Below are 23,513 nucleotides of genomic sequence, written 5' to 3'. Positions count from 1 at the left end.
TACATCATTTTATAGAATAGAGTAGTAAACTGTTTTCAAATAACTAAATAGTTATAGTTTTACGATTGCAAATCAAACCCCTGTGCCCCTTGACCTATCAAGACTTAGTTATAACTCCCATTTGGTTTTTGCTGTTGCTAATACTGGCTTATGTGATTAGGCCATATGTGACTACATTAGAGACAAGGAAGTATTTCATCTGGGGACTTTTAGCCAAATTCATTGGGGCTATTTCATTAGGGTTGGTTTATCAGTTTTATTATGGAGGGGGTGATACGTTTACATACCATACACATGGAAGTGTGTGGGTATGGAAAGCTATGATGGATGATCCAAATAGTATATTTTCTCTATTGACTAATTCCATTGAAGAGAATTATCAATCTCATTTTTCTTATCTTTCAAAGATTTGGCAGTATCGGAGTACTCAATCTTACTTTGTAATTAGGATAGCTGCTTTTTTTGACTTGTTTACTGGAGCAACGTATAGTTCAACAGCGTTATTTTTTAGTTTATTTGCGTTTTCTGGTCAGTGGTCAATGTTATTGACGATCAATAAACTGTCCTTAATAGGTTCTCACAAGTTAGCCATTTCATGTTTGTTTGTACCATCTGTTATTTTCTGGGGATCAGGTATTTTGAAAGATTCCTTGACACTTGGAGCATTGTGTTGGATGACATCCATCCTTTTTGAAATAGCAGTTTTTAAAAAGTTGTCAATTTGGAGAGTTGTGCTTTTAGTTTTTATGGCTTGGGTTATTTTTTCTATCAAAGTTTATGTATTAATATGTTTTGTGATTTCATCTCTCCTTTTTCTCTTTGTTCAATACTTGTCTGATTTTAAAAATGTTTGGAAAAGGGTGATTATAGCTCCAATATTATCTATTGTTATTGTATTTATTGGGGCTTTTTTATTAAGTGAAATAGTTGGAGAAAACTCTAAATACGGATTACAGAATATAGGAGCTACAGCAAAGATTACGGCTTATGATATTAGATATGGTTGGGGTGGTAGAAATGGTGAAAATAGTGGGTATACTTTAGGGGAGCTTGATGGAACTCTATTGGGTTTAGTAAAGCTTGCACCTAAAGGTGTAATTGTTACTCTTTTTAGACCATGGTTATGGGAAGTAAGAAATACACTGATGTTTTTAGCTTCTATAGAAAGTTTAGTCATTTTTGGTATTACAGTTCGGGTGCTTTTGAAAAGTAGAACTTTCATTTTTGTAAAAATTTTTAAAAATCCAGTTTTATTGTTTTGTATAGTTTTCGCTTTATCCTTTTCTTTCGCTGTAGGGGTAAGTACCTATAATTTTGGGTCTCTAATGCGATATAAAATTCCCGTTATGCCATATTATTTAATTGGGATTTTTATCCTATCTAAGAATCGAATAGAAAGTTAAGTATTTTAATGTCTGGTTTTTTAATTACTACTCTGAGAAGAACTTATAAACTTCTTTCAAAAGAAATGAGGTCTAGAATCTATGTAGTAACAAGTCTTTCTCTTTTAAATTCCTTTTTTGACTTATTTGGACTTGCTGCTGTTTTACCAATTCTAGCTGCCTCGCTCAAAAAAAGAATGATTCATGAAAATCCATTTTTAGATTTTTTGTTTAGAAATTTTCATTTTACTAGCGAAGTGAAATTTTTATTTTTTTTATCTCTAATTCTCATTTTAGTCGTAGTAGCAAAAAATATTATTGGTTTGTATATTTATAAAAGGCAAGTGGCTTTTTCCTTAGAGGTATACCAGGATTTATCTAATCGGGCACTTGATTCAATTTATAAAAAAGGATATGGCTATTTGAAGAGGAATAATTCCAATAAATTATTAAATAAAGTAGTTGTAGTTCCTCATCAATTTGCACAGCTTTTATTAATACAATTATTTCAGTTGATAAATGAAGCTTTAATTCTTTTATTAATTTTAGTTGCAATTGCAATCTATGATTTTAAAATATTACTGATACTTTTTGTAGCCGTAGTTCCCTCGTTTTATTTCTTTTACGTTAGTAATAAGAAACAATTAAGTGTATTTAATGAAAGGCTCAATGAATTAGGTCCTGAAATAGCTAAGCCTGTTTTCGAAATAATATTCGGTTATGTGGATGTGGTCGTAACAAATACTTTTTCTTTTTTTAAAAAAAATCATTTTTTAGGTATAAACGAAGGGAAAGAGCTAAGGACCAAATTGAATGTTTTACAGCAAATACCTCAAAGGTTAGTTGAAACAAGTGTGATTATTACTGTTGTAACTGTTCTACTTTATGGTGTTGTAGCACTTGAGTCTTCAGTAGACTTGGTGGCTTTGCTTGGTGTTTTAGGCCTAGCAGCATATCGTTCATTACCTTCCATTAATAGAATGACTATGTCTTTGGTTCATATTAAAGGTCAGGCGTTCAATTTAGATGTGTTGGAAGAGATTATAGAACCCAATGAAAGGAGTGAGTCGATAGTGGACGTTTCTTTTGAAAACAGAGTAACTTTAGAATCATTAAACTTCAAGTTTTCTGATAGTGATCGATTTTTATTTTCAGGAGTGAACTTAGAAATAGAAAAGGGAGAAACTGTTGGTCTTATTGGAAAGTCTGGTTCAGGTAAATCCACAATCATTAACTTGATTTTGGGTTTTGTTAAACCAAGTTCGGGAAGGGTTTTAATTGATGGGATCGAATTAGATGGTTCTAACATTGATTCGTGGAGAAAAAAAATAGGTTATGTTAAACAAGACGTGTTTATCGTAGATGGTACTTTAGCTCAAAATATAGCTTTTGGACTCCCCGATGATCAAATTGACTATGATAGACTAAGTGATTCGATTCAGAGGGCACAACTATTTGAGCTTGTTACAGAGCTGCCTCAGGGTATTGATACGGAAATAGGAGAGAGAGGATCAAAGTTATCTGGGGGGCAAAGACAAAGAGTCGCTATAGCCCGTGCCTTATACCATGAGGCTAAATTACTTCTTTTTGATGAAGCTACTTCAGCACTTGATAGTGAAACCGAAAGAGAAATTACAGAGGCAATTGAAAAGTTGAGTGACGGTAGTCTGACTATGTTGGTAATTGCGCATAGGCATAGTACACTTAAGTATTGCAATAAAATTTATTCTTTGGACAATGAAGAGTTAAACTTATTTTCGACGAATGATATCAGTAAATAAGCCCTTTTTACCACCTCAATCAGAGTATTTAGAATTAGTAGAAGATATATGGAGTAGAAATTGGTTGACGAACGATGGCCCTTTAGTTAGAAAACTCGAAAATAAATTAAGGGAAAAGCTCGAAGTAGCAAATATGAGATTTGTATCAAATGGTACTATAGCTTTACAGATTGCAATTAAAGCACTTTCACTTTCTGGTGAAATTATTACCACTCCGTTTTCATATATAGCTACCTGCAATAGTATTTTGTGGGAAAATTGCACACCAATATTTGTTGACATTGATCCAAATACGTTTAATATAGACACCGACTTAATAGAAGCTGCTATTACAGATCGTACGACTGGCATTTTATCCACTCATGTGTTTGGGAACCCTTGTGACATTAGTTCTATTACGAAGATATCCCGAAAAAGAAATCTAAGGGTCATATATGACGCTGCTCATTGTTTTGGTACAAAATATATGGGGAAATCTGTTTTTAATTATGGTGACATAAGTACTGTAAGTTTTCATGCTACTAAAGTTTTTCATACTGTAGAGGGGGGGGGCATAGTTTGTAATCATGATGGACTTCTGAATAGAGTTACCAAAATGAGGAATTTTGGTCATGATGGACCTGAAAAGTTTACTGGGTTAGGAATAAACGGAAAGAATAGTGAATTTCATGCAGCTATGGGATTGGTTAATCTGAGATATATAGATAATATTCTAAAAGATCGAAGAAGGAAGTATTCAATTTATCAGGAAGCTTTAGCAAGCATAAGCGGGCGTTTTCAGCAAATTGAAGCAAATTCCGAGTCTAATTATTCGTATTTTCCTGTTGTGTTTTCGAGCGAAAAACAGTGTTTAAATATTAAACGAGCACTGGAGGAAAAAGACATATTTCCAAGGAGGTACTTTTTCCCCTCTCTTAATAAAATTTGCAGTGATACATCTAGTTTAAAAAATGCTGAAAGTGTTGCATCGTCTGTTTTGTGTTTTCCACAGCATTTTTATCTTACAGAGAATGAAATTAAACAAATATGTAAACTTACCTTAAGTTGTTAAAATGAGTTTTTTAACTGAAAAAGAGCTAAAAATGATGGGTTTTAAGTCAATAGGGGATAACGTTAGACTTTCAAAAAAAGCATCTTTTTATAATACCCAAAATATTTCTTTAGGAGATAATTCGAGGATTGATGATTATTGTGTTTTGTCTGCAGGTAAAGGGGGGATACAAATTGGCAATTATGTTCACATTGCAGTTTTTTGTTCTTTAATAGGCGATGGAGTCATTAAAATGGGGGATTTTTCTGGATTGTCGTCAAGGGTTTCTATTTACTCTAGCAATGATGATTATTCTGGAAATTACTTGACAAATCCTTGTGTGCCTGAACAATACACAAATGTGTTTTCAGGGAACGTTTGTTTGGAAAAGCACGTCATTGTTGGAGCTGGATCTATCATCCTGCCAAACATCCATATTGGATTAGGAACAGCCATAGGTGCATTATCTCTCGTTAGTAAAAATTGTGAACCTGACTCTATTTATATGGGACAGCCTGCAAAAAGAATAAAATCTAGAAGGACAGGTTATAAAGAACTAGAAGGTGAAATGCTTAAAGGAAACTAAAACTCTATCAACAGTAGGTAAAGTGTGAAAAATAAAGATATCAGATTTGTACATTTTCTTATAGATGAAAAGTTTAATGAATATATAGTTCGTCGGTTTGAAGAGGTAGGGGTTGGAAGACATCGCTATGTAGTTTACTGTAAACAAGAATTACCATCATTAGAAAAATTTACTGATCTGGGCCGCAAGATAGAGTTTCTTAATAAGGAAGAATGTATCTGCTTACTTTCAGAATATGAATATATTGTTTTTCATTGTGCAACGGATGAGAATCTTTACTTAATTAATCAACTATCAAAGAGAAATATATCTTGCCTAATTTCATGGGGGCCAGATAGGCATAATATAAAAAAATTAGGTACTACGCCATATGAACCTATCACACTTAGTGCCTATTTAGAAATAGCAAATAAGGGAATAAGTTGGAGTAAAAAACTAAGAAAACAAGTTTTGAAGCTTATTCCATTTTCGTTTACAGAGTACTATTATCACCTGAGGACTGGTAAGGATCATCCAGATAAAATGTATAGAAAAGCAATTGCTAAGCTTGATTATATATCCACAATCTTGGCAGATGAATTCCCAATATTATTTAAAAATGCTAAGGGCACATATCTTGATTTTTCATATGGTACAATAGAACAACTTGTTTCGGGGTTTCATGAAAAAGAGCCTGATTTAGGAGGAAGTATTCTGGTAGGACATTCAGGTTTTCTAATAAATAATCAGATGGATGTATTAGCTAAAATCAAGGAATCTGGTTTTGATAATACTATAGTTGTTCCAGTTAGTTATGGTGCAGATGATTATAACACTGTTAAGAATTATGCAAAGTGTCTGTTTTCTAAAGATTTAATGTTCCCAGAATACATGTCAAAAGAAAGTTATTTTGAACTGCTAAAGAGTTGTAATTCCATAGTGCTTAATAATATTGTTCAGCAGGGTATGGGTAATCTCTATACCGCCTTGGCATTTGGTCATAGAATTTTTTTAAACGAAAAAGGTCTTTTGTACAAATATTGTCTGGATAATTCATTGGTAGTCAATTCGTTTCAATCAGATTTTAGCAATGTGTTGGCAAAAAAACCTTTATCCAAAGAGGAAAAAAAACAAAATAGACTTACTGTATTTAAGCTCATTGGGCATGAAGTAGTGAAAAAAAGAACGCATTCTTTTATCAAGAAAATGGTCAAATGAAGATATTGATTTCAATAGCCAATTTAAAATTAGGAGGTGCACAAATTGTTGCATTAAGGTTAGCAAAGGCATTAGAAGATGAGGGGCATGTTGTGCATGTTTATGATCATTTTCCAGATGTAAGGGTTAGTGGAATGGTAGATGAACATTATCCGTGTATTAAGCTATATTCAATAACCGAAAATGAGATGTTAAGATGGTTTATCTGGAAGATAAATGTGTTTTGTATCTATTTGAGGTTTGATTTTTTTCGATGGATGAATATGGTTGTTTTTATGTTTAGGGCTAACATGGGATATGAGGTTATACATAGTCATATGTTCGATTCAGATGAGATTTTGTCTAGATGCAAATTCTGGCGTGTATCTCCCAAGTTGGTTGTAACGATGCATGGATGTTATGAAGAAAGGTTTGCCATATCTCAGTTAGACTATAGGAGGGGTTTCTTAAAGAAAGCAAAAAGAATCATTAGTAAAGTTGATAGTGTCTTCTTTTTAACTAAAAAAAATATTGCTTTCATCAATGAAATAAATCTGAAAAAATTGCCAAGGTTAATAAAAACATACAATGGTATTGATTTAGTAGGGTATAGCAATGTTGCACGAGATTTTGATATCGAAAATAAGCCTAATGTTATTTTGGGAATGACTGGGAGAGGAGTAAAGGATAAGGGCTGGGAACTAGCTATTAATGTGGTAATAAAGGCTAATGTACAGACTAATAGGTGCGTTGAACTATTTATTATATCTGATGGAGATTATATTTCTTACCTTGAACAGAAATATTTGCAATTCGATTATATAAAATTCTTAGGCTTTCAAGCAAATGTTATTCCCTATTTGAAAGAAATTGATGTTGGTTTATTACCGAGTAGAACTAAATCAGAATCACTACCTACTTCCATAATAGAGTTTATGGCTTTAGGGATTCCAATCATAGCTTCAGATGTTGGAGAAATAAAAAATATGATTTACACAGGGGTAAATAGTGATTATGCTGGAATTGTGATTTCTGAGCATGATAAGATGGAGTCAGAAATTGTTAGAGAGCTGGTCGCTCTGATAGGTTCATCATCGTATTACAAAACACTTTCGGACAATTGTAAGTTAGCAGTTAAAAAATTCGATATTAAAAAAGTCCTTAATGGTCATTTAGCCATATACACTGAAGAGCATTGAGTTGTTTGATATGCGCACAAATAATTTTCTAAAAGAGTATGAAGTTTGACCTTACAATTGTTTTCGGATATAGGAATAGAGAACTTCAACGTGTTCGAAGGTGTTTGGAATCTTTGTCTAAGCAGTCAGTAAAAAATTTTAAGGTTGTATTTATAGATTATGGAAGTGATTCCGTCATTGCAAAAGAAGTTGAGTCGTTGATCTCTTCATATTCTTTTTGTGATTATCATTATAATGATACTCGTGGATGGGTTTGGAATAGATCTCATGCTTTGAATACCGGAATTAGATTAGCAGATACAGAGTTCATAATGACTACAGATGTTGATTTAATTTATTCAGAAAAGTTTGTGGAAACTGTAATTGCTAATTTATCTAAGGATAAAGAACTACATAGCAATTCTTATGCTTTACCAAAGAGATTTAGGGAATGGGACAACTTAAATAAGGTTCAAAAAAACTTGTCTGCCAGAAACTTAACAGCCCTTGGACTTGCACAGGGAGTAAGTACTGATTTACATTATGAAATAAATGGTTTTGACGAACATTACTGTATTTGGGGTGTAGAAGATTACGATTTAAATCGGAGACTTGAAAAAAAAGGGGTTCAAACTAAATGGCTCGATCTGGATTCTTGTCCGGTTTATCATCAATGGCACCCGAAAAGTGGTGTGAGAAATAGCCAAACAATGCCGTTAGGATGGCAGAGGTATATGCAAGCATATTGCGATAGGATGAATGGTCTAGAGAAGCGAAATGATGATGAATGGGGCTCTATGCATACCAAAGCGTTAAGACCACTTTTTAACATATCTAAAGAAGTAAAGGTAGAGACTGTTTCTAAAATACCACATCAGGCAGTCTCTGATTTATTAGGGGGGTTTATGGCGTCTTCTGCCACAAGTTTGAAAAAATTCTTTTTTAGTGATAGGAATTATATACAAGGTAAGTCATCTAATGTCTTAAAGATCATTTCGGTTTTTAACAGTCTCTCGAATAGGTTTGACTTACCTGTGTTATTAACTAACGACGCCAGTTATTTTGGTTTATATTCTTCTCACTTGGAGTATTATTCAATGATAATGTATTGGTTAAGCTCTGAAAAAAAATCAATTTTAGATTATTATCTGGATGTCAAGGAGGAGGGAATAGAGTTAACATTATTGAAATAAGATAGGTTCATGAAAAAAGGAGTGCTGTATGTTGGAACTGGGAAAAGATACGTTGAAGAAGCGCTTGTTTCTTATAGATCAGTAAGAAGTATACATCCTGATCTAGAAGCAATTATTTGGACGGATATTGAAAATGTAACTTTGGCCTCTACCTTATTTAATAACGTAAAAGTTATTGAAAATCCTGTTTTTAATTTTTTGGACAAGATTGAACCATTACTCAATACTACTTTTGATAAGACTCTTTTCATGGATACCGACACTTACTTGAATGAGAGTATAGAAGGTTTATGGGAATTATTAGATACATATGATATAGCGTTTACATTTGATAATGGCCGGATAAATGACAAACTTGAAACTGTCCCAAATTGGTTTAGTGAGGTTAGTACAGGAGTATTACTTTATAACAATACGGAAGTGAATCAAGAACTCTTCAGCGAATGGAGAAAAGAATATGTTTCAATGAAGGAAAGGGAAGGGATTGTTTTTGATCAGACTTCATTCAGACAAGTCCTTTGGGAGAATAAGTCAAAAATTAATTTTTTTCTACTGCCAAATGAGTTCAATTTTTATACATTTTCGAATAACATCACAGCAAAAGGGTATCCGGTGAAAATATTCCATGGACGGTTCCATGATTTTAAAAAGGCTGCTTCATACTTAAATTCTGACAATCCAACTTTGTACGTAAATGACCTTAGGTTTTTAGAAGTAGATAACCTTAAGAGTTTTAATTACATTCAAACCCAGTCTTTTTTGTTTAGACTCTTCTTAATTGGTTGGAATTATTTTTACAGAATACTTCATAAGTTTAATTTGTCATCAAATTCTACCTATAAAAAGAAAAAAGGAAATGCCTAACCATTAGTTATGCTATTAACGGGTAAGAATATTCTTATTATTTCTCCAGAGGCTTGGGGTGTTAATTATGTTTCTAAGCACCACTATTCTGTAGAATTATCAAAAAAAAATAACGTATTTTTTTTAAATCCTCCATCTGATAGATTTGAAAGAAACGAGATTAGTTCAAATCTTGAAATTGTGGATTACGTTGCGATAAGAGGGGTGACTAGATTGCCTGATGCAATCAGTGGATTGATTATTAAATGGAGTATAGGGATTCTCGAAAAAAAACTAGACGTATCTTTTGATATAATATGGAACTTTGATAGTTCTCGTTTTTTCAATCTCAAATACCTTAAATCAAAGTTTAGAATATGTCATATTGTAGATATGGCTGAGAATATTAAAAGGCCTGTTTTAGCTGAAACAGCAGATTTGTGTTTATGTACTTCAGATTTTATTCATAGAGAATTAAGCCCTTTTAATTCTAATGTTTATAAAATTCATCATGGCTATAGTAGTGAGCGAAAAAAACAAAATGTAAAAGATGAATTTTCAGATAAGATACAAGTCGGGTACATTGGTAATCTTTCTAGGTTAGCAATTGATTGGGAGTCAATATTCAAGATGATAGAGCTTTTTCCTCATTGCCAGTTTAATTTTATAGGTAATTATGATTCGTCTAATCTGTCAAAAAAACCAATTGAAGAAAACGTATTAAAGAACTTGAAAAGTTACCAAAATGTTAGACTATTGGGAGCTCAGCAAAGCAGTTTAATTCCTAATTATTTAGAAAAATTTGACATTTTACTTTGTGCTTATAAGGTTGAAAATGAAGGCGATATAAAGCAGCATTCTAACCTACATAAGTTAATGGAGTATTTAGGTAGTGGAAAGGTAATTGTATCTAGTTACTCATATGAATATAGGAATGAAGTTCAATTGCTTGAAATGGCTAATGATAGAAAAGATATTGTTGATTGTTTTGATAAGGTCATTAATAATTTAGGTTATTATAACTCATCTGAAAAACAAAAGGAAAGAAGACTGTTTGCCCAAAGATATTCTTATGCGAACAATATTAAGAAGATTGAGCAGATATTGTCCAATTACACACCAGAAATGAACTAGTTTTTTATATAACTTAGAATTAACCTAGTTAATTCATCAGCTCCTTTAGTATTGAGATGTGTGTTATCTCTAAAAAAGTTAGGTTCTTTGGATATATAGCAATCTGATAAATCAAGTATTTCTGTCTTTTCTGTTTTTAGTTCATTTAGTTTTTGTACGAACTCAAATCTGTTTTCAATTTTTTCAAGGCCTTCTTTGAAGCATGGAGTGATTATAACGAAGCATTTAATATCCTTGCTATTCGCTATGGTAATCGCGGTTTTTAGTTTCTCAAAACTTCTTATTCCAATTTCAGTCTTGAAAGGAGGAATGTTTTTATTTGGTTTAATAGATTTATTCCCGTTTGGCTTATAACCATAATTAGTGATTTGAAATTCCCGATTGCTGTTTACTAAGGTTTTTCTGAAGTAGGGAAGTGCATGCTTATCATAACATGTAAGAGAATAAAAGGGAATGTATTTTATTTTTTTGACAGTTCTTTCTTGGATATCCAAAAAACAATTATCAATATGTTTATTACCGATGTGATGAAGCCAATTATGCAAGTCATGAAATTGGGTTCTATTTACCAGACCTCCATGAATATCAAGAGCAATAATTAAGTACTTGCTTTTTGAGGTATAGTCTAGAAATTCATATAATAAACCAGCATATTGGTCAATATTAGTACCATCTATTCCCATGTTAAATGATGTGATATTCAATGAGTCCATAATAATATGTGGATTAATGTTAACATAAGCGGTTGATGCACCCCATATGGTCAAATCAAAATCGAATTCATGAGACATAATGGCGTTAATCTTTCCTACAGTTTCAATTTTACATTTTTTCATTGTGCTCTCTAAAACAAATTCAGTAAGCCCAAGGGTGGAAATAAGACAAAAAATCAGTGTCCCGATCTTGATTAATCTATTTTTCATTTCAAAATTGAAAGTAAATGAATTCGTTTTTCTCAAAGCTTCCTAGAACCAGAATCGACCAGATACATACGGTGTAAAGAAGCAACTTGTATCTAAATCTTAGCATTTGAAAGTTGGATTTCTGAAGAAAAAAATACTCTATAAATGCTAGTGCTAGTATCAGTAATATTGATAGAAAGATGTCAATCGCGAATACAGTATTTTTTTCTGTTGGTACAATGTATAAATTCAGTTGTGAGAGGTGGTAGCCGGAAAAATCCATAATGTTGTTCAAAATATACATGGCATTTTCTAGAGAGTTAGAACGGAAGAAAACCCAACCAAGGCAAACAATAACAAAGGTTGTTGTTCTTTTTAACATGTAAACAAACGGGACTTTTGGTGTTTTTATTAGGCTAAAGTTAGCTTCTATTATCAGAGCTACCCCATGTATTGCTCCCCAAATAATAAACGTCCAGTTTGCACCATGCCAGAAACCGCTTATGATAAAGACAATCAGTATATTCATGTACCACCTTACTTTTGATGTTTTATTACCTCCCAGAGGGATATATAAATAGTCTCTAAACCACGTTGATAATGAAATATGCCAATTCCTCCAAAACTCGCTCAAGCTGGCTGAAAAATACGGGAGGTTAAAATTTTGCATTAAGTCAAACCCAAATAATTTGGCTGTTCCAATAGCGATTTCGGAATATCCAGAAAAGTCACAATAAATTTGAAATGCAAACAAAATAGTGGCTAAAATAAGGGTAAAACCATGGTATTCATTTGGAGAATTGTATATCTCATTTACGACTATGGCTAGTCGATCCGCGATAACTATTTTTTTGAATAACCCCCATAAAATTTGATTGGCTCCTGAAACAAATAGGCTATAATCTAATTTTCTTTTTTTAAGAAATTGAGGCAAAAGATGAGATGCTCTTTCAATTGGTCCGGCTACCAGTTGAGGAAAAAAGCTTACGAATGCTATAAAAGCAATGAAATTATGTGTTGGATCAATTTTTTTTCGATAAACATCTATCGTATAGCTTAAAGTTTGAAAAGTATAAAAACTGATCCCTACAGGTAAAATTACATTTAACGACTCACTTTCAAGTTTATAGCCAAAAAATGAGAATGCAGTAGTAAAGTTTTCAAGAAAAAAGTTGAAATATTTAAAGTAGAGTAAGATCCCGATGTTGAACGAAATACTTAAACCTAACAACAACTTCCGTTTTCTCTTTACGACAGATTTTACAAGGTTTCGACCAATTAAATAGTCAACTATAGTACTAGCAAATATTAATGTTAAGAATGTCCAGTTCCACCAGCCATAGAAAAAGTAGCTTGTAAAGGCTATGAAAAGATTTTGTAGTTTGAAATTGTTTCTGTCAATAATCCAATAGATAGTTAAAACTATTGGTAGGAAGATTGCAAAATCTATCGAGTTAAATATCATGAACTTGGATAGGAATACTGTTAAATGATAAGGGTAGAGTGTCTTACTCTGTCATTTTAATCAGATAGGTGAAGGTAGTTGATCTAACTGATATGATCAAGAACTGTTTTGGAGCCCTGTATAATTTTTAAAGTATCTCTTAAAGAGGTGAATTTGTTTAGTACATTTAAATCAACAAACTTAGAAGCTAGTTCGTAGTCTTCTGATTTTAACATTCTGATAATAATTTCTAGATTCGGAGATCTAAAAGAAGTGATCGATCTTTTACTATCATAACTATACATATTTTGAGAGTTGAACAGCTGACTTTTACGCGTTTCATAGCAGCTTTAATCGTTGTAATATTCCATTTCGGTTCAAATGTTTATCCTTTTAGTTTAGACTTATTTTCATTCTTATTTGAGCGTGGAGATGTTTTTGTAAGTTATTTTTTTGTGTTATCCGGTTTTGTTATGGTGTTGGCTTATAGTGAAAAAAAAATAGACTATTTCAAATATTTAAAAAGAAGGGTCGCCAGAATTTATCCTATCCATATTGTTAGCCTAGCAATATTATTTATTTCCTATCTTCTCGTAAGTAGAAACTTCCCTTTTTTTGAGTTCTTGATTCAATCAGCATTGGTGCACACTTGGTATCCTAAATATTCCCTGATTCTAAACTATCCTTCTTGGTCTCTTGCAGTGGAAGTGCTGTTTTATGTATTATTTCCTTTTATAATTCAATTTCTAAAGAATAATCAGGTTAATAATGGTGTGTTGGTTTTTGGTCTTTGGATGTCAACACAGATTATAAGCTACCTAATGGTATTATTTATGCGGGAAGATTCAGTTTGGTTATTTATCAGCTTTCACCCTTTAATGCATCTCAATGAGTTTTTGATAGGTTGTTTTACAGCATTAGTCTATTTATCTAAGCCTTCTATTTCTGATTCAATCAAAAATTTTAGCCTTATTTTTTCAGCGACAATATTATTGTTGTTGTTAAAGTATCCTCTCCTTGGAGTTAATTATAAAAATGGCTTTCTAGCGCCGGTTTTTTCAATCATTATATATGCTTTAAGTGGAATACAAGGACGGGTTAAAAAAATATTAAGTTTACCGTGCTTAGTTATATTGGGAGAGATTAGTTATGCTCTATATATATTACAGGTACCTGTTCACAACTTGTCTTATTATCTTTTTGGTCAGATTAACCTTCGAGACCCAGCGGTTAGCTTCTATCTCTATCTTCTTGTTTTGATGTTATGTTCATACTTGTCTTTCTTTATAATTGAGACGCCTGCTAAAAGATTTATTAACAGCTTGAATCTATTTAAATGACTTCTTTAGTATCTGTTATTATGCCTGCTTATAATTCAGAGAGTTTCATTGAAGAGGCAATAGAATCTGTTTTTTTACAAACTCATGAAAACTGGGAATTGCTAATCGTAAATGATGGTTCTATTGATAATACTGAAAAAATAGTTCTTTCTTTTAAAGACTCTAGGGTTCGATATTTTTCTCAGCAAAATAAGGGTGTTGGAGCTGCAAGAAATTTAGGTTTAAAACAAATGAGAGGTGATTATTTTTGTTTTTTGGATGCAGATGACATCCTTCCTAAAAGAGCAATTCAAGCTAGGTTGGATGTTTTTTTGACAAACGATGAAATAGCATTTGTTAGTGGTAAGGTTGTTCAAATGGATCAAGTATTGAATAAAGTACTTTTAACTCAAGTCCCCACTTATCGTGGGATGCCTCAAAAAGAAATCATTCGCTTGAGCTCTTCATGTTTGGTAACTATTAATTGGCTTATCAAGAGAGAAGTAGACATAGATTACATGTTTCCAACGGGTTGGACTCATAGTGAAGACATTGCTTTTTTTTTATCAATAAGTGAAGCTGGACTATATGATTTTACGGAGGAAGAAGTTCTTATATATAGAAGGAATGAAGGGTCAGCAATGAGCAACTTAAAAGGATTGGAACAAGGATATATTAATTATTACCGTTTTGTTTTGGAAAATGTCTCAAATCTTGATGAAGAAGATAGAGTTTATTTAAAAAAAAGAATTCGAAGAATAATGGTTCTATCATATTTACGTGGTTTCAAACTATGTGATGCTATTAGGTGCTTTTTTTACTTAACTAGAATGTGAAAAAGTAGATGTTATAATTAACTAGCTTACAGTTAAGAATTAAAAACGATTTCTTTGAAAGAAAGTCAGAATTAAAATTCATCAATGAAAAGCTTTATTAAGGATTTGCTTATCAATGCAGCAAGAGAAGATTATATTTGGTCTGTTTTAAAACCTCTATCCACCTTTGGTGTTTTTCTAAAAAATGCTCGTGCTCTCTATGAAAGTAAGCATGTAAACCCCAAGTATAAACAACTATTGTTCGACAGTTTACGAGTCCAAAATGGACCTTTTAAGGGGATGAAATATCCTCAAATCGATGCTGTAGGAAGCTGTAAATATCCAAAGCTTTTGGGGACTTATGAAAAAGAACTTTGGCCTGTTATTGAACGGTTTAAGTCTAGAAAATATTCTGATATTGTAGATGTAGGTTGTGCTGAAGGGTACTATGCCGTAGGGTTAGGATTGAGTTTGAAAGAGGCTAAGGTACATGCTTATGACATTAATGAGGATGGGCGAAAGTTATGTATTCAAATGTCTCGGCTAAATAACATCGAGGATAGAATCTTGATAAAGGCTGAATGCACTCCAGAGGATCTCGAAAATTTTTATTTTGGAGGTAGGGGATTGATTATATGTGATTGTGAAGGGTATGAAAAAGTACTTTTTAATCATAAAAACTTGAAAAATTTAACTAACTGTGATTTACTAATTGAAACACATGATAGTATGGACATCGAAATTTCGTCTTATATCAAGAATCTGTTTGGTGATACACATCATGTAACATCTTTAAAAAGTATTGATGATATTGAAAAGGCGCACACCTATATGGTTGATGGGCTAGAACAATTGAATCTTTATGAGCGAAAAGAGGTGGTTTCAGAAATTCGACATTCTACTGTTGAATGGGTAATCTGTGAAGCAAAGTAATGAGTAAATATTCATTGATGAATTGCACGAACTCGTTTCCGTAAGCACTCCTTTGCTAGAACCCAAAACTAACAAGCTTAATTAGCTATAATCTAGTTTACAAGGTGGGGTAAGAGTTTTGGAAGAGATTGTGCTAATTTATTGTCTTTCTACTTATAATATCTCCCGAGTCTTGTCAAAGGAGTCAGGATTTATTTAAAAAAGTAATTTGAAAAATAATGGTTCTATCATATTTGCATAGTCCCATATTTTATGATGTTATAGTATCTTTCTTTTACTTAATATGAATATGAAAAAAGTTGCAATAATTGTAGGTACAAGACCTGAAGCTATTAAGTTGATACCGCTGTTTCTATACCTGAAAAAAAACGGAGATGGGTTAGGGTTAAAACCTATACTAGTTTCAACTGGACAACATAAGGAGATGTTAGATCAAATCTTCCAATTCTTTGAGGTTGTTCCAGACGTCTCTTTATCGGTTATGTCTGCCAATCAAACGTTAGTTGATCTATCGGCATCTTTGATTAAAGCCTTGGGTAGAGTAATTGATGAAATGAGTCCAGATTTACTGATTGTCCAAGGAGATACAACATCGGCTATGATTGGTAGCTTGATTGGATTCTATTCCAGAATCAGGGTTGGACATGTAGAGGCTGGTTTGAGGACATACAATCGTTTTTCTCCCTATCCTGAGGAAGTAAATAGACAAATTATCGGCATCACTGCAGACTTCCATTTTGCTCCTACTCAAAAAGCATATGAAATATTGCTTTCAGAAAATAAAGAAATAGTGGTAAATGTGGGTAATACGGTGATTGATAGTCTAAATCTATGCTTGAAAAAGGTGTTGAAACAAAAAGGTCAATATGTTAAAAAATTCAAAAGTAAGTTAGATAAAGATAAATTAGTACTTGTTACAGGTCATCGTAGGGAAAACTTTGGTACTGGTTTTGAAAATATATGCAATTCATTAGCGATACTAGCTAAAAAGTACCAGGATACGCGATTTGTCTACCCTGTGCATTTAAATCCTAAAGTTAAAAATGTGGTGACAGAGAAACTTTCAGGGATTTCCAATATATCATTATTATCTCCATTACCATACGATGATTTAGTTTTTCTAATGAGCCAAAGCTATCTTATTCTTACTGATTCAGGAGGCATACAAGAAGAAGCTCCAACACTAAATGTACCTTTGTTGGTAATGAGGGATACCACTGAACGTCCGGAAGGTATTGATGCGGGATGTGCCATGTTGGTTGGTACGGATCAGGAATCCATAATAGGTTCGTTTGAGAAAATAGTATCAGACCGTTCATTATATGACAAAATGAGTTATGAGCCTAATCCGTATGGAGATGGAAAGACAGCTTCACGTATTGCTAAGTACTTGAGTGAACACCTATGACTTTGAAAGAGAATAAAAAACAGGTTGTTGTTTTTATATATAACAGCTTTAATGACCCTCTATTCAAAGGGCTTTTATATAAGTATATTACTAGAATATCTAAAAGCGGTATGTATCAATTTCACATTATCACATTTGAGCAAGAAAAGTATCTTATCTCAGATGATGATAAGGAGGGGATTAAAAAGAGACTAGCTGAGAATAATATTAATTGGATTCCTTTACAGTTTCACACTGGTAGATTACTTCTTCTTAAGAAGTCGTATGATTTTTTGCAGGCAATGTTTCAAATTGTACGTATCCAGTTTAAATACAGACCAAGAGCTATTCTTGCCTTTGCAAATATCGCAGGTTCTTTTTCTTATTTATTATCCTTGATTTTTAGGTGGAAAGTAATCGTTTTTTCTTACGAACCACATAGTCAATTTTTAGAGGAATTGGGTTTTTGGAAGAAAAAGTCACTTAAATACAAACTTCTTAATAATATAGAGAAGAGACTTGGTACTCGTGGGGATCATATCATCACAGGAACCCAGTATATGATTGATCAACTTCAAGAATGGGGAGCTAAATCTAAAACATATAGATTGCCGACAAGTGTAGATCAAACTGTGTTTCAGTTTTCAAAAGAGGCTAGAGTGCGTATCAGAAAAGACTTAGCAATCAATGACCGGAAAGTTGTTATATACACTGGGAAGTTTGGTGATCTATACTATAAAGAAGAGATTTTTGAATTGTGTAGTACGCTTTATCAGCAAGATGAGACCTATTTTTTTGTTTTTTTAACTGGTCATGACCGAAATGAGCTCAAAGAATTATTTGAAAAGTATAAAATTCCTTTTGGGGCTTTTCACATTGACAGGGTTCCTATGGAAGAGGTTCCACACTTTCTTTCTGCATCAGATATGGGGTTAGTAACCGTAGCCAATTTCCCTTCGAAAAAATTTTGTTCCCCAACAAAAGTTGGAGAATACTTATGTTGTGGGATTCCATATATTGTTACTATTGGTACATCTGAAGATGATTTGTATGCAGATAAGTACAATGTTGGGGTTGTTGTGGACAGTTTTCAAAAAGCCGATGTAATGAAGAAATTTCAACATATCGAATCGTTGATGAGCGAATCTAAGGATACTTTGCGCGCTAGATGTCGTGATGTAGGAGTTGAATATAGGGGGATGGGACAAGCCGTGGATACAATTTCTGGAATATTGGAAATAGTTTAGTGTTTTTATCGTTTTTTTGTGAAAGCTTAGGTTATGGCAAAATTAGCACCGCTATTTTTTTATCTTTTAATCATGTGTTTTTTAGCACATGCACAATGCCCTAGTATACTATTTTCTTCAAAAAATCAGGTTTGCTCGAACGAGAAGTTAATTATAACTAATACTTCTTCCGGCGCTGTTTCATATCAATGGGATTTATGTAGTGGTGAGTTGTTCAATGACCCAAGTATCGAAGAAATTATTGATATAAATGGTAGTAATATCCAAGGGTTGAGTATTATTAATGAAGATGGTAATTGGTATGGATTTACTACTGATCGTAATGGGAAAAAGATTTACAGACTATTTTTTGGAAGTTCGCTTGAGAATAGTCCTTCTGTTACAGAATTAAACCTGAATGGTGCAACACCTAATTTGGCGGTTACTATTCAAATTGTAAAAGATCATGACAATTGGTATGGGTTAATTCATGATGCTGCTAACATAATAAGGGTTGACATTGGAAGTAATCTAGATAATAATGATGTGACTCTTGTTACTGTTGTTGCTGGGATAGGGGCAAATGATGATCGCTTAGAACTTAAGAAAGATAATGGGGATTGGATAGCTATTTTAGCTCAAAATACTTCCTTTTCAGTAATTAATTTTGGTAATGATTTGACTAATATCCCTAATCCGATTACGGATATTATATCCTCTTCTAGCTCAGGAGTGGCTAGGTTCCTTGATTTGACTTTAATCAATGATTGCGGCAATTGGTATGGGTTTGCTGTTGGGTTTTCTGATAGAGGATTTTATCGTCTGGAATTTGGAGCTAACCTTTTTTCCTCTCCCGTAATTACTAAGCTGAGTTCAACAGTTTTTCAAGATCGGCCTGTTGGAGTAGATATAGCATTGCATAATGGTGTATTTATTTGCTTTGTTCAGGATTTTAGCGGGAATTTTTATCGGTTAGAATTAGGAAACGATTTGAATAATATTCTGATTACATCAGCTTCATATTTAGGATTTACAAATACTGGTGTCGTAACTGGGCTTTCCCTAGTACAAAATGAAGTGGGGCAGTGGATGGGAATGCAGGTGAGGAATTCAGGAGAGTTATATAGGGTTAACTTCCCCAATTCATGCGATGCTAATGTGGAGTATTCTAATTTGACATCAAACCCGATTGTTAAGTATACAACCTCAGGGTCTTATACTGTTTCTTTGAGAGGGTGTGATGCAGAAGGAAATTGTTCAGAGTATTTTCAGAATATTCAAGTTTTATCTGATAATGCGCATTCGGTTGGTTTCTCAGTGGAGAATAATGAATGCCAAAACATCGATATGGCTTTCACATCCACATTTACTTCTCAACCAGATCGAGACCCTCCAACCTACTCATGGTCCTTCGACGGAGGAACTACAATAGGAAGTACTGATCCCAACCCCGCTCACACCTTCTCACAGCCTGGTGACAGTGTAGTAATACTCACAGTAGACGACGGAACTTGTCAAAATACTGCGATAGATACCGTTAGCATTTATCCAGTGCCTCCAAAACCAACTTTTTCAGTTGAAACGGGACCTTATTGCTCAAACGATGAAATCTCCGTTTCAAACACAACCAATGACGATGCTTATGAAGGAGCAACATTGACCTATACTTGGCTTGATGGATCGACAGAATTAGTACAAGGTGAAACAGCTGATTTAGTATTTGATACGGATGGAAACAAGAACCTTACACTAAAGATGTCAATTCCAGGCTGTGGGACAGATTCAGATCCACAGGTACTGAATGTTGTAGAAGGACCAAATCCAAGTTTTAGTTTCGAGAATGACTGTTTTGGAGAAATACAAGAGTTCTCTAATCTTACTACAGGTAGCAATCTAGTCAATCCATCTTGGGACTTTGGAGACGGAAGCGGCACCTCTAACATAAATGAGCCTAATTATGAATATACAGGTTCTGGAGCCTATACAGTGAATCTGACTATGGAAAATATAGCTGGTTGTGTAGCTACTGAAAGTGCTGAAATATTTATTAATGGTAGACCAGAGGTGAATTTTTCTCCAACTACGGACTGTCAAGGAAGTATAATTCCCTTCGAAGATGAATCAATTTCGGGAGATGCTGTTAATAATATCAAGTCATGGGATTGGGACTTTGGAGGGCTAGGTTCATCAGATATTGAGAATCCTAATTTTATTTTTGAGAGTGAAGGCGTCTATGACGTGACTTTGACCGTCGTTAATGATGGAGATTGCGAGAATACCATGACCAAACAAGTACAGATTGAGGCTTCTCCTCAAACTAGATTGGTTAAAGAACCAGGTTGTCTTGATGGTGTTACTTTGTTTGAGGATAAGCAGTCCTATCCCGATGGTTTTATAGAGTTTCATAGATGGGAAATACAAGATGCTATTTATTTATCATCTAAAGCGGGTCATACGTTTACTACCCCCGGAGTTTATGATGCCATCTTAACTGTCGAAGCGGAAAATGGTTGTCAAACTATTGTCAACGAAACCGTTGAAATTTATGATCTCCCTCAGGCTCAATTTGAAGTTGATAATGCTTGTGATAATCAATTTGCGGAGTTTACCGATACATCGGTAGTTGATGATGCTTCAGGTTCACCAACTATAGTTTCTAGAGTATGGGACTTTGACGGTGAGAATACGTCGAATGGAAAAATTGCATATCACAATTTCAATGAGTCAGGATCATATGAAGTTTCGTTAGTAGTAACAGATCAGCGAGGTTGTCAAGATGAAATAGAGTCTAATGTGGACATTAACCAATCCCCAACTTCAAGCTTTGAAGTATCAGATAATTTTGGCGTTCCTCCTTTGACAGTTGATTTTACCAATCAATCTAAAGATGCAATTTCATATTTGTGGAAGTTCAATGACTCGGAAAATGCGACTTCCACTAATGAAAACACAGAGTTCGTATATGAGGATTTTGGAGATTTTGAAGCGGAGTTAATATCCTATAGTGCTGATGGCTGTGCGGATACCTCTTCTGTCAGGATTACTGCAGTTGACCCTTCTTTGGATTTACAATTGGTGAGTATTGTTTCTAAAGAGGAATCGGGCCTGAGATATTTTGATTTAGAAGTTCGCAATAACGGTAATGTTGACCTTATTGATTTTAATGTGAACATTAATCTTGATAACGGTACAAGGTTTATTGAGCGTTATTCAGGAATTGTTTCTAGACAATCAAGTGTTGAATATACCCTTGGAGTTACATTGCCACTAGAATCAAATACGAGTTTCTTATGTGCAAGAGTAGATTTGATTGATGATGAGGATCAAAATAAGACTGATAATGAAGGTTGTGTTGATTTTAAACAAGAGGTAAATGTATTACCTGCTTATCCCAATCCTTCGTCGGGTAGTCCAGTTCGGATAGATGTATTATTACCCAGCCAGAGTCCGGTAACTATTTCATTATTAAATAATTCTGGAAGAGTTATTATGACAAAAACCTATGAATCAGTAGAGACTGGGCTTAATTCATTTTATTTTGAAACCATATCCTTTGGTAAAGGAATATATATAATCAAAACCTCATACGATGGAGTAGTTGATACTCAAAAATGGGTTAAGTTATAGTGTGCTTTAGTTATTTCTTTCTCTTTTGCCCTCTCTTTTTAGGTTTTTTGTATTTGGCTTCTATTTTGCGCTTATATGAACCACCTAGATTTACTTTTTTGTTTTTATCCTTTTTTTCATGGGTAGATGGTCCGGCTTCATGAATTTTAGTTTTCCGATTAAAATTAGAGTACGCAACTCTTTTCTTCTCTTCAGGAATCTTTTGATCTGTTATTTTCACTTCTTCTGGCCAAGGAAGCTCTAAGATTTCTTGATCCATTAGCATCTCGATTTCTAGTTTTTGCGATTCCTCTTCTTCGTTGAACAATAAAATTGATTGGCCTTTTGCTTCAGCACGTCCTGTACGACCGATACGATGCATATAATTTTCTGGATAATTAGGAGTGTCAAAGTTGATTACATGCGAGATTTGATTTAGATCTAGTCCTCGAGAAATCACATCTGTAGCAATTAATACTTTCTTCTGTCCAGAGTCAAATTCTTCTAAAGAGCGTAATCTGTAATTTTGGCTTTTATTGGAGTGAATGACACAAGATTTTGAGCCTAATTCATCAGTTAATCTCAGATCAAGTCTGTCTGCAATTTTTTTACTGGAGACAAAAACCAAGACCTTTTCAAATGAAGGATTTGATTGGATGAAATGAATCAATAAGTTAGCCTTGGTATGAAAATTCTGAGCGTAGTAAGAGGTTTGCTCTATATTTTCAAGTGGAGTTCCGCTTACCGCAATAGTTATTTTTTTAGGAGAAATAAAATTAGTCTGTATTAATTCATCTACTTCTTCCGTCATGGTGGCTGAAAACATAATATTCTGTCTTCGTTCAGGCAATAACTCAAAAAGGTGTGCTAGTTGGGTTCGAAAACCCAGATCTAGCATTACATCTACTTCGTCTATCACTAATTTTTTGATGTCATTTAGCTTTAAGATTCTATTGACACACAAATCATATAGACGACCTGGCGTTCCTACTATAATATCTAGACCTTCAATGATGCTCTCAGCTTGAACATTGATATTAGCTTCGCCATATACCCCTAAAACACGAATGCTTTGATATTTAGAATAGGATTCAATATTCTCGACCACTTGGACAACTAGTTCTCGTGTAGGAACAAGAATTAATACTCTCGGTGAAGTTTGATTTGAGAACTTCAATTGATGAAGAATGGGAAGCATGTAGGCGAAAGTTTTACCAGTTCCTGTTTGAGATATACCAATAACATCTTTGCCAGATTTAATTACAGGAAATGCTTCAATCTGTATTGGAGTAGGGGTCTGATAACCTAGCTCGGTGATTGAATTTTTGAGCTGTTTATTTAAACCAAAATCTTCAAAAGTAATTTCCTGCTTGTTCATTAGGCAAAGTTAATTTATCAAGCTTTATAGCAGTCAAGTCAAAACAAACAATAGTAGAACATTTGAAATTGCTTAGACAAATAGTCTTTGTATTAGTGTTCTGTCAGTGTATTGAGAATTCACAATTTAAATTAAATTTGCCCTTTATTATTCTCTCAATTTGAAGAGCTTTTAGCTCAACTCTTAAACGCTATTCGGAC

The 23,513-nt window shown here is 33.5% G+C and carries 18 protein-coding genes; 15 read left to right on the top strand and 3 right to left on the bottom strand.

The window, feature by feature from the left end:
• Positions 1 to 152 precede the first annotated feature (152 nt).
• The 9 genes from DKG80_RS11955 to DKG80_RS11915 are packed head-to-tail and all read left to right on the top strand — an operon-like array spanning position 153 to position 10,303.
• Positions 153 to 1,403: a hypothetical protein gene (locus DKG80_RS11955; protein WP_162555849.1), complete on the top strand. Its 1,251-nt coding sequence runs from the start codon at positions 153 to 155 to the stop codon at positions 1,401 to 1,403.
• A gap of 8 nt (positions 1,404 to 1,411) precedes the next feature.
• Positions 1,412 to 3,163, top strand: coding sequence for an ABC transporter ATP-binding protein (locus tag DKG80_RS11950; protein WP_109831576.1), 1,752 nt, complete (start codon positions 1,412 to 1,414; stop codon positions 3,161 to 3,163).
• Positions 3,147 to 4,214, top strand: coding sequence for a DegT/DnrJ/EryC1/StrS family aminotransferase (locus DKG80_RS11945; protein ID WP_109831575.1), 1,068 nt, complete (start codon positions 3,147 to 3,149; stop codon positions 4,212 to 4,214). Before DKG80_RS11950 ends, DKG80_RS11945 begins: the two co-directional genes overlap by 17 nt.
• Position 4,215: 1 nt before the next feature.
• Positions 4,216 to 4,779 carry an acyltransferase gene (locus tag DKG80_RS11940; protein WP_109831574.1) on the top strand — a complete coding sequence of 188 codons (564 nt, stop codon included), beginning with the start codon at positions 4,216 to 4,218 and terminating at the stop codon, positions 4,777 to 4,779.
• A 24-nt stretch (positions 4,780 to 4,803) separates the two neighbouring features.
• On the top strand, positions 4,804 to 5,976 hold the full coding sequence (locus tag DKG80_RS11935) for a TDP-N-acetylfucosamine:lipid II N-acetylfucosaminyltransferase (RefSeq protein WP_109831573.1): 1,173 nt from the start codon (positions 4,804 to 4,806) through the stop codon (positions 5,974 to 5,976).
• Positions 5,973 to 7,154, top strand: coding sequence for a glycosyltransferase family 4 protein (locus DKG80_RS11930; protein WP_109831572.1), 1,182 nt, complete (start codon positions 5,973 to 5,975; stop codon positions 7,152 to 7,154). Before DKG80_RS11935 ends, DKG80_RS11930 begins: the two co-directional genes overlap by 4 nt.
• Before the next feature lie 38 nt (positions 7,155 to 7,192).
• A complete protein-coding gene (locus DKG80_RS11925) occupies positions 7,193 to 8,326 on the top strand; it encodes a glycosyltransferase family 2 protein (RefSeq protein ID WP_109831571.1) in 1,134 nt (377 codons plus the stop codon).
• Between the two features lie 9 nt (positions 8,327 to 8,335).
• Positions 8,336 to 9,190 carry a hypothetical protein gene (locus DKG80_RS11920; RefSeq protein WP_109831570.1) on the top strand — a complete coding sequence of 285 codons (855 nt, stop codon included), beginning with the start codon at positions 8,336 to 8,338 and terminating at the stop codon, positions 9,188 to 9,190.
• A 9-nt stretch (positions 9,191 to 9,199) separates the two neighbouring features.
• A complete protein-coding gene (locus DKG80_RS11915) occupies positions 9,200 to 10,303 on the top strand; it encodes a glycosyltransferase family protein (protein WP_109831569.1) in 1,104 nt (367 codons plus the stop codon).
• Here the strand turns inward: DKG80_RS11915 and DKG80_RS11910 are convergent.
• Both DKG80_RS11910 and DKG80_RS11905 read right to left on the bottom strand, forming a co-directional pair.
• On the bottom strand, positions 10,300 to 11,139 hold the full coding sequence (locus tag DKG80_RS11910; protein WP_162555848.1) for a D-alanyl-lipoteichoic acid biosynthesis protein DltD: 840 nt from the start codon (positions 11,137 to 11,139) through the stop codon (positions 10,300 to 10,302). The genes DKG80_RS11915 and DKG80_RS11910 overlap by 4 nt on opposite strands.
• Positions 11,140 to 11,227: 88 nt before the next feature.
• Positions 11,228 to 12,670, bottom strand: a complete 1,443-nt coding sequence (locus DKG80_RS11905; RefSeq protein ID WP_109831567.1) for an MBOAT family O-acyltransferase — start codon at positions 12,668 to 12,670, stop codon at positions 11,228 to 11,230.
• Between the two features lie 287 nt (positions 12,671 to 12,957).
• Here DKG80_RS11905 and DKG80_RS11895 point away from each other — a divergent pair, with 287 nt between their 5' ends.
• The 6 genes from DKG80_RS11895 to DKG80_RS11870 all read left to right on the top strand — a co-directional run bounded on the left by DKG80_RS11895 (position 12,958) and on the right by DKG80_RS11870 (position 21,956).
• Complete coding sequence (locus DKG80_RS11895) at positions 12,958 to 13,989, top strand: acyltransferase family protein (RefSeq protein WP_162555847.1); 1,032 nt, start codon at positions 12,958 to 12,960, stop codon at positions 13,987 to 13,989.
• The gene (locus DKG80_RS11890; RefSeq protein WP_109831564.1) at positions 13,986 to 14,804 is read left to right on the top strand and encodes a glycosyltransferase family 2 protein; all 819 of its coding nucleotides are present in this window, start codon (positions 13,986 to 13,988) and stop codon (positions 14,802 to 14,804) included. Before DKG80_RS11895 ends, DKG80_RS11890 begins: the two co-directional genes overlap by 4 nt.
• An 84-nt stretch (positions 14,805 to 14,888) precedes the next feature.
• Positions 14,889 to 15,716 carry a class I SAM-dependent methyltransferase gene (locus DKG80_RS11885; RefSeq protein ID WP_109831563.1) on the top strand — a complete coding sequence of 276 codons (828 nt, stop codon included), beginning with the start codon at positions 14,889 to 14,891 and terminating at the stop codon, positions 15,714 to 15,716.
• Between the two features lie 289 nt (positions 15,717 to 16,005).
• Positions 16,006 to 17,124 (top strand): non-hydrolyzing UDP-N-acetylglucosamine 2-epimerase, encoded by a 1,119-nt coding sequence (wecB, locus tag DKG80_RS11880; RefSeq protein WP_109831734.1) that lies wholly within the window; start codon positions 16,006 to 16,008, stop codon positions 17,122 to 17,124.
• The gene (locus DKG80_RS11875) at positions 17,121 to 18,350 is read left to right on the top strand and encodes a glycosyltransferase (protein WP_109831562.1); all 1,230 of its coding nucleotides are present in this window, start codon (positions 17,121 to 17,123) and stop codon (positions 18,348 to 18,350) included. Before wecB ends, DKG80_RS11875 begins: the two co-directional genes overlap by 4 nt.
• Positions 18,351 to 18,383: 33 nt before the next feature.
• Positions 18,384 to 21,956, top strand: a complete 3,573-nt coding sequence (locus tag DKG80_RS11870; RefSeq protein ID WP_109831561.1) for a PKD domain-containing protein — start codon at positions 18,384 to 18,386, stop codon at positions 21,954 to 21,956.
• Between the two features lie 10 nt (positions 21,957 to 21,966).
• Here DKG80_RS11870 and DKG80_RS11865 read toward each other — a convergent pair whose 3' ends face one another.
• Positions 21,967 to 23,313, bottom strand: a complete 1,347-nt coding sequence (locus tag DKG80_RS11865; protein WP_109831560.1) for a DEAD/DEAH box helicase — start codon at positions 23,311 to 23,313, stop codon at positions 21,967 to 21,969.
• Between the last annotated feature and the right edge of the window lie 200 nt (positions 23,314 to 23,513).

Source organism: Reichenbachiella versicolor (assembly GCF_003171675.1).
GTDB classification, from domain to species: Bacteria; Bacteroidota; Bacteroidia; order Cytophagales; family Cyclobacteriaceae; genus Reichenbachiella; species Reichenbachiella versicolor.
The sequence above is the reverse complement of the archived record's forward strand: the minus strand, read 5'-3'. Positions and strand labels throughout refer to the sequence as shown.

Excerpts from the sequence above, each read along its gene's own strand:
- DKG80_RS11890 (WP_109831564.1), top strand. The coding sequence starts at position 13,986 with ATGACTTCTTTAGTATCTGTTATTATGCCTGCTTATAATTCAGAGAGT.
- DKG80_RS11930 (WP_109831572.1), top strand. The coding sequence starts at position 5,973 with ATGAAGATATTGATTTCAATAGCCAATTTAAAATTAGGAGGTGCACAA.
- DKG80_RS11865 (WP_109831560.1), bottom strand. The coding sequence starts at position 23,313 with ATGAACAAGCAGGAAATTACTTTTGAAGATTTTGGTTTAAATAAACAG.
- DKG80_RS11915 (WP_109831569.1), top strand. The coding sequence starts at position 9,200 with ATGCTATTAACGGGTAAGAATATTCTTATTATTTCTCCAGAGGCTTGG.
- DKG80_RS11920 (WP_109831570.1), top strand. The coding sequence starts at position 8,336 with ATGAAAAAAGGAGTGCTGTATGTTGGAACTGGGAAAAGATACGTTGAA.
- DKG80_RS11875 (WP_109831562.1), top strand. The coding sequence starts at position 17,121 with ATGACTTTGAAAGAGAATAAAAAACAGGTTGTTGTTTTTATATATAAC.
- DKG80_RS11905 (WP_109831567.1), bottom strand. The coding sequence starts at position 12,670 with ATGATATTTAACTCGATAGATTTTGCAATCTTCCTACCAATAGTTTTA.
- DKG80_RS11925 (WP_109831571.1), top strand. The coding sequence starts at position 7,193 with ATGAAGTTTGACCTTACAATTGTTTTCGGATATAGGAATAGAGAACTT.
- DKG80_RS11940 (WP_109831574.1), top strand. The coding sequence starts at position 4,216 with ATGAGTTTTTTAACTGAAAAAGAGCTAAAAATGATGGGTTTTAAGTCA.
- DKG80_RS11870 (WP_109831561.1), top strand. The coding sequence starts at position 18,384 with ATGGCAAAATTAGCACCGCTATTTTTTTATCTTTTAATCATGTGTTTT.
- DKG80_RS11910 (WP_162555848.1), bottom strand. The coding sequence starts at position 11,139 with ATGAAAAAATGTAAAATTGAAACTGTAGGAAAGATTAACGCCATTATG.
- DKG80_RS11885 (WP_109831563.1), top strand. The coding sequence starts at position 14,889 with ATGAAAAGCTTTATTAAGGATTTGCTTATCAATGCAGCAAGAGAAGAT.
- wecB (WP_109831734.1), top strand. The coding sequence starts at position 16,006 with ATGAAAAAAGTTGCAATAATTGTAGGTACAAGACCTGAAGCTATTAAG.
- DKG80_RS11950 (WP_109831576.1), top strand. The coding sequence starts at position 1,412 with ATGTCTGGTTTTTTAATTACTACTCTGAGAAGAACTTATAAACTTCTT.
- DKG80_RS11945 (WP_109831575.1), top strand. The coding sequence starts at position 3,147 with ATGATATCAGTAAATAAGCCCTTTTTACCACCTCAATCAGAGTATTTA.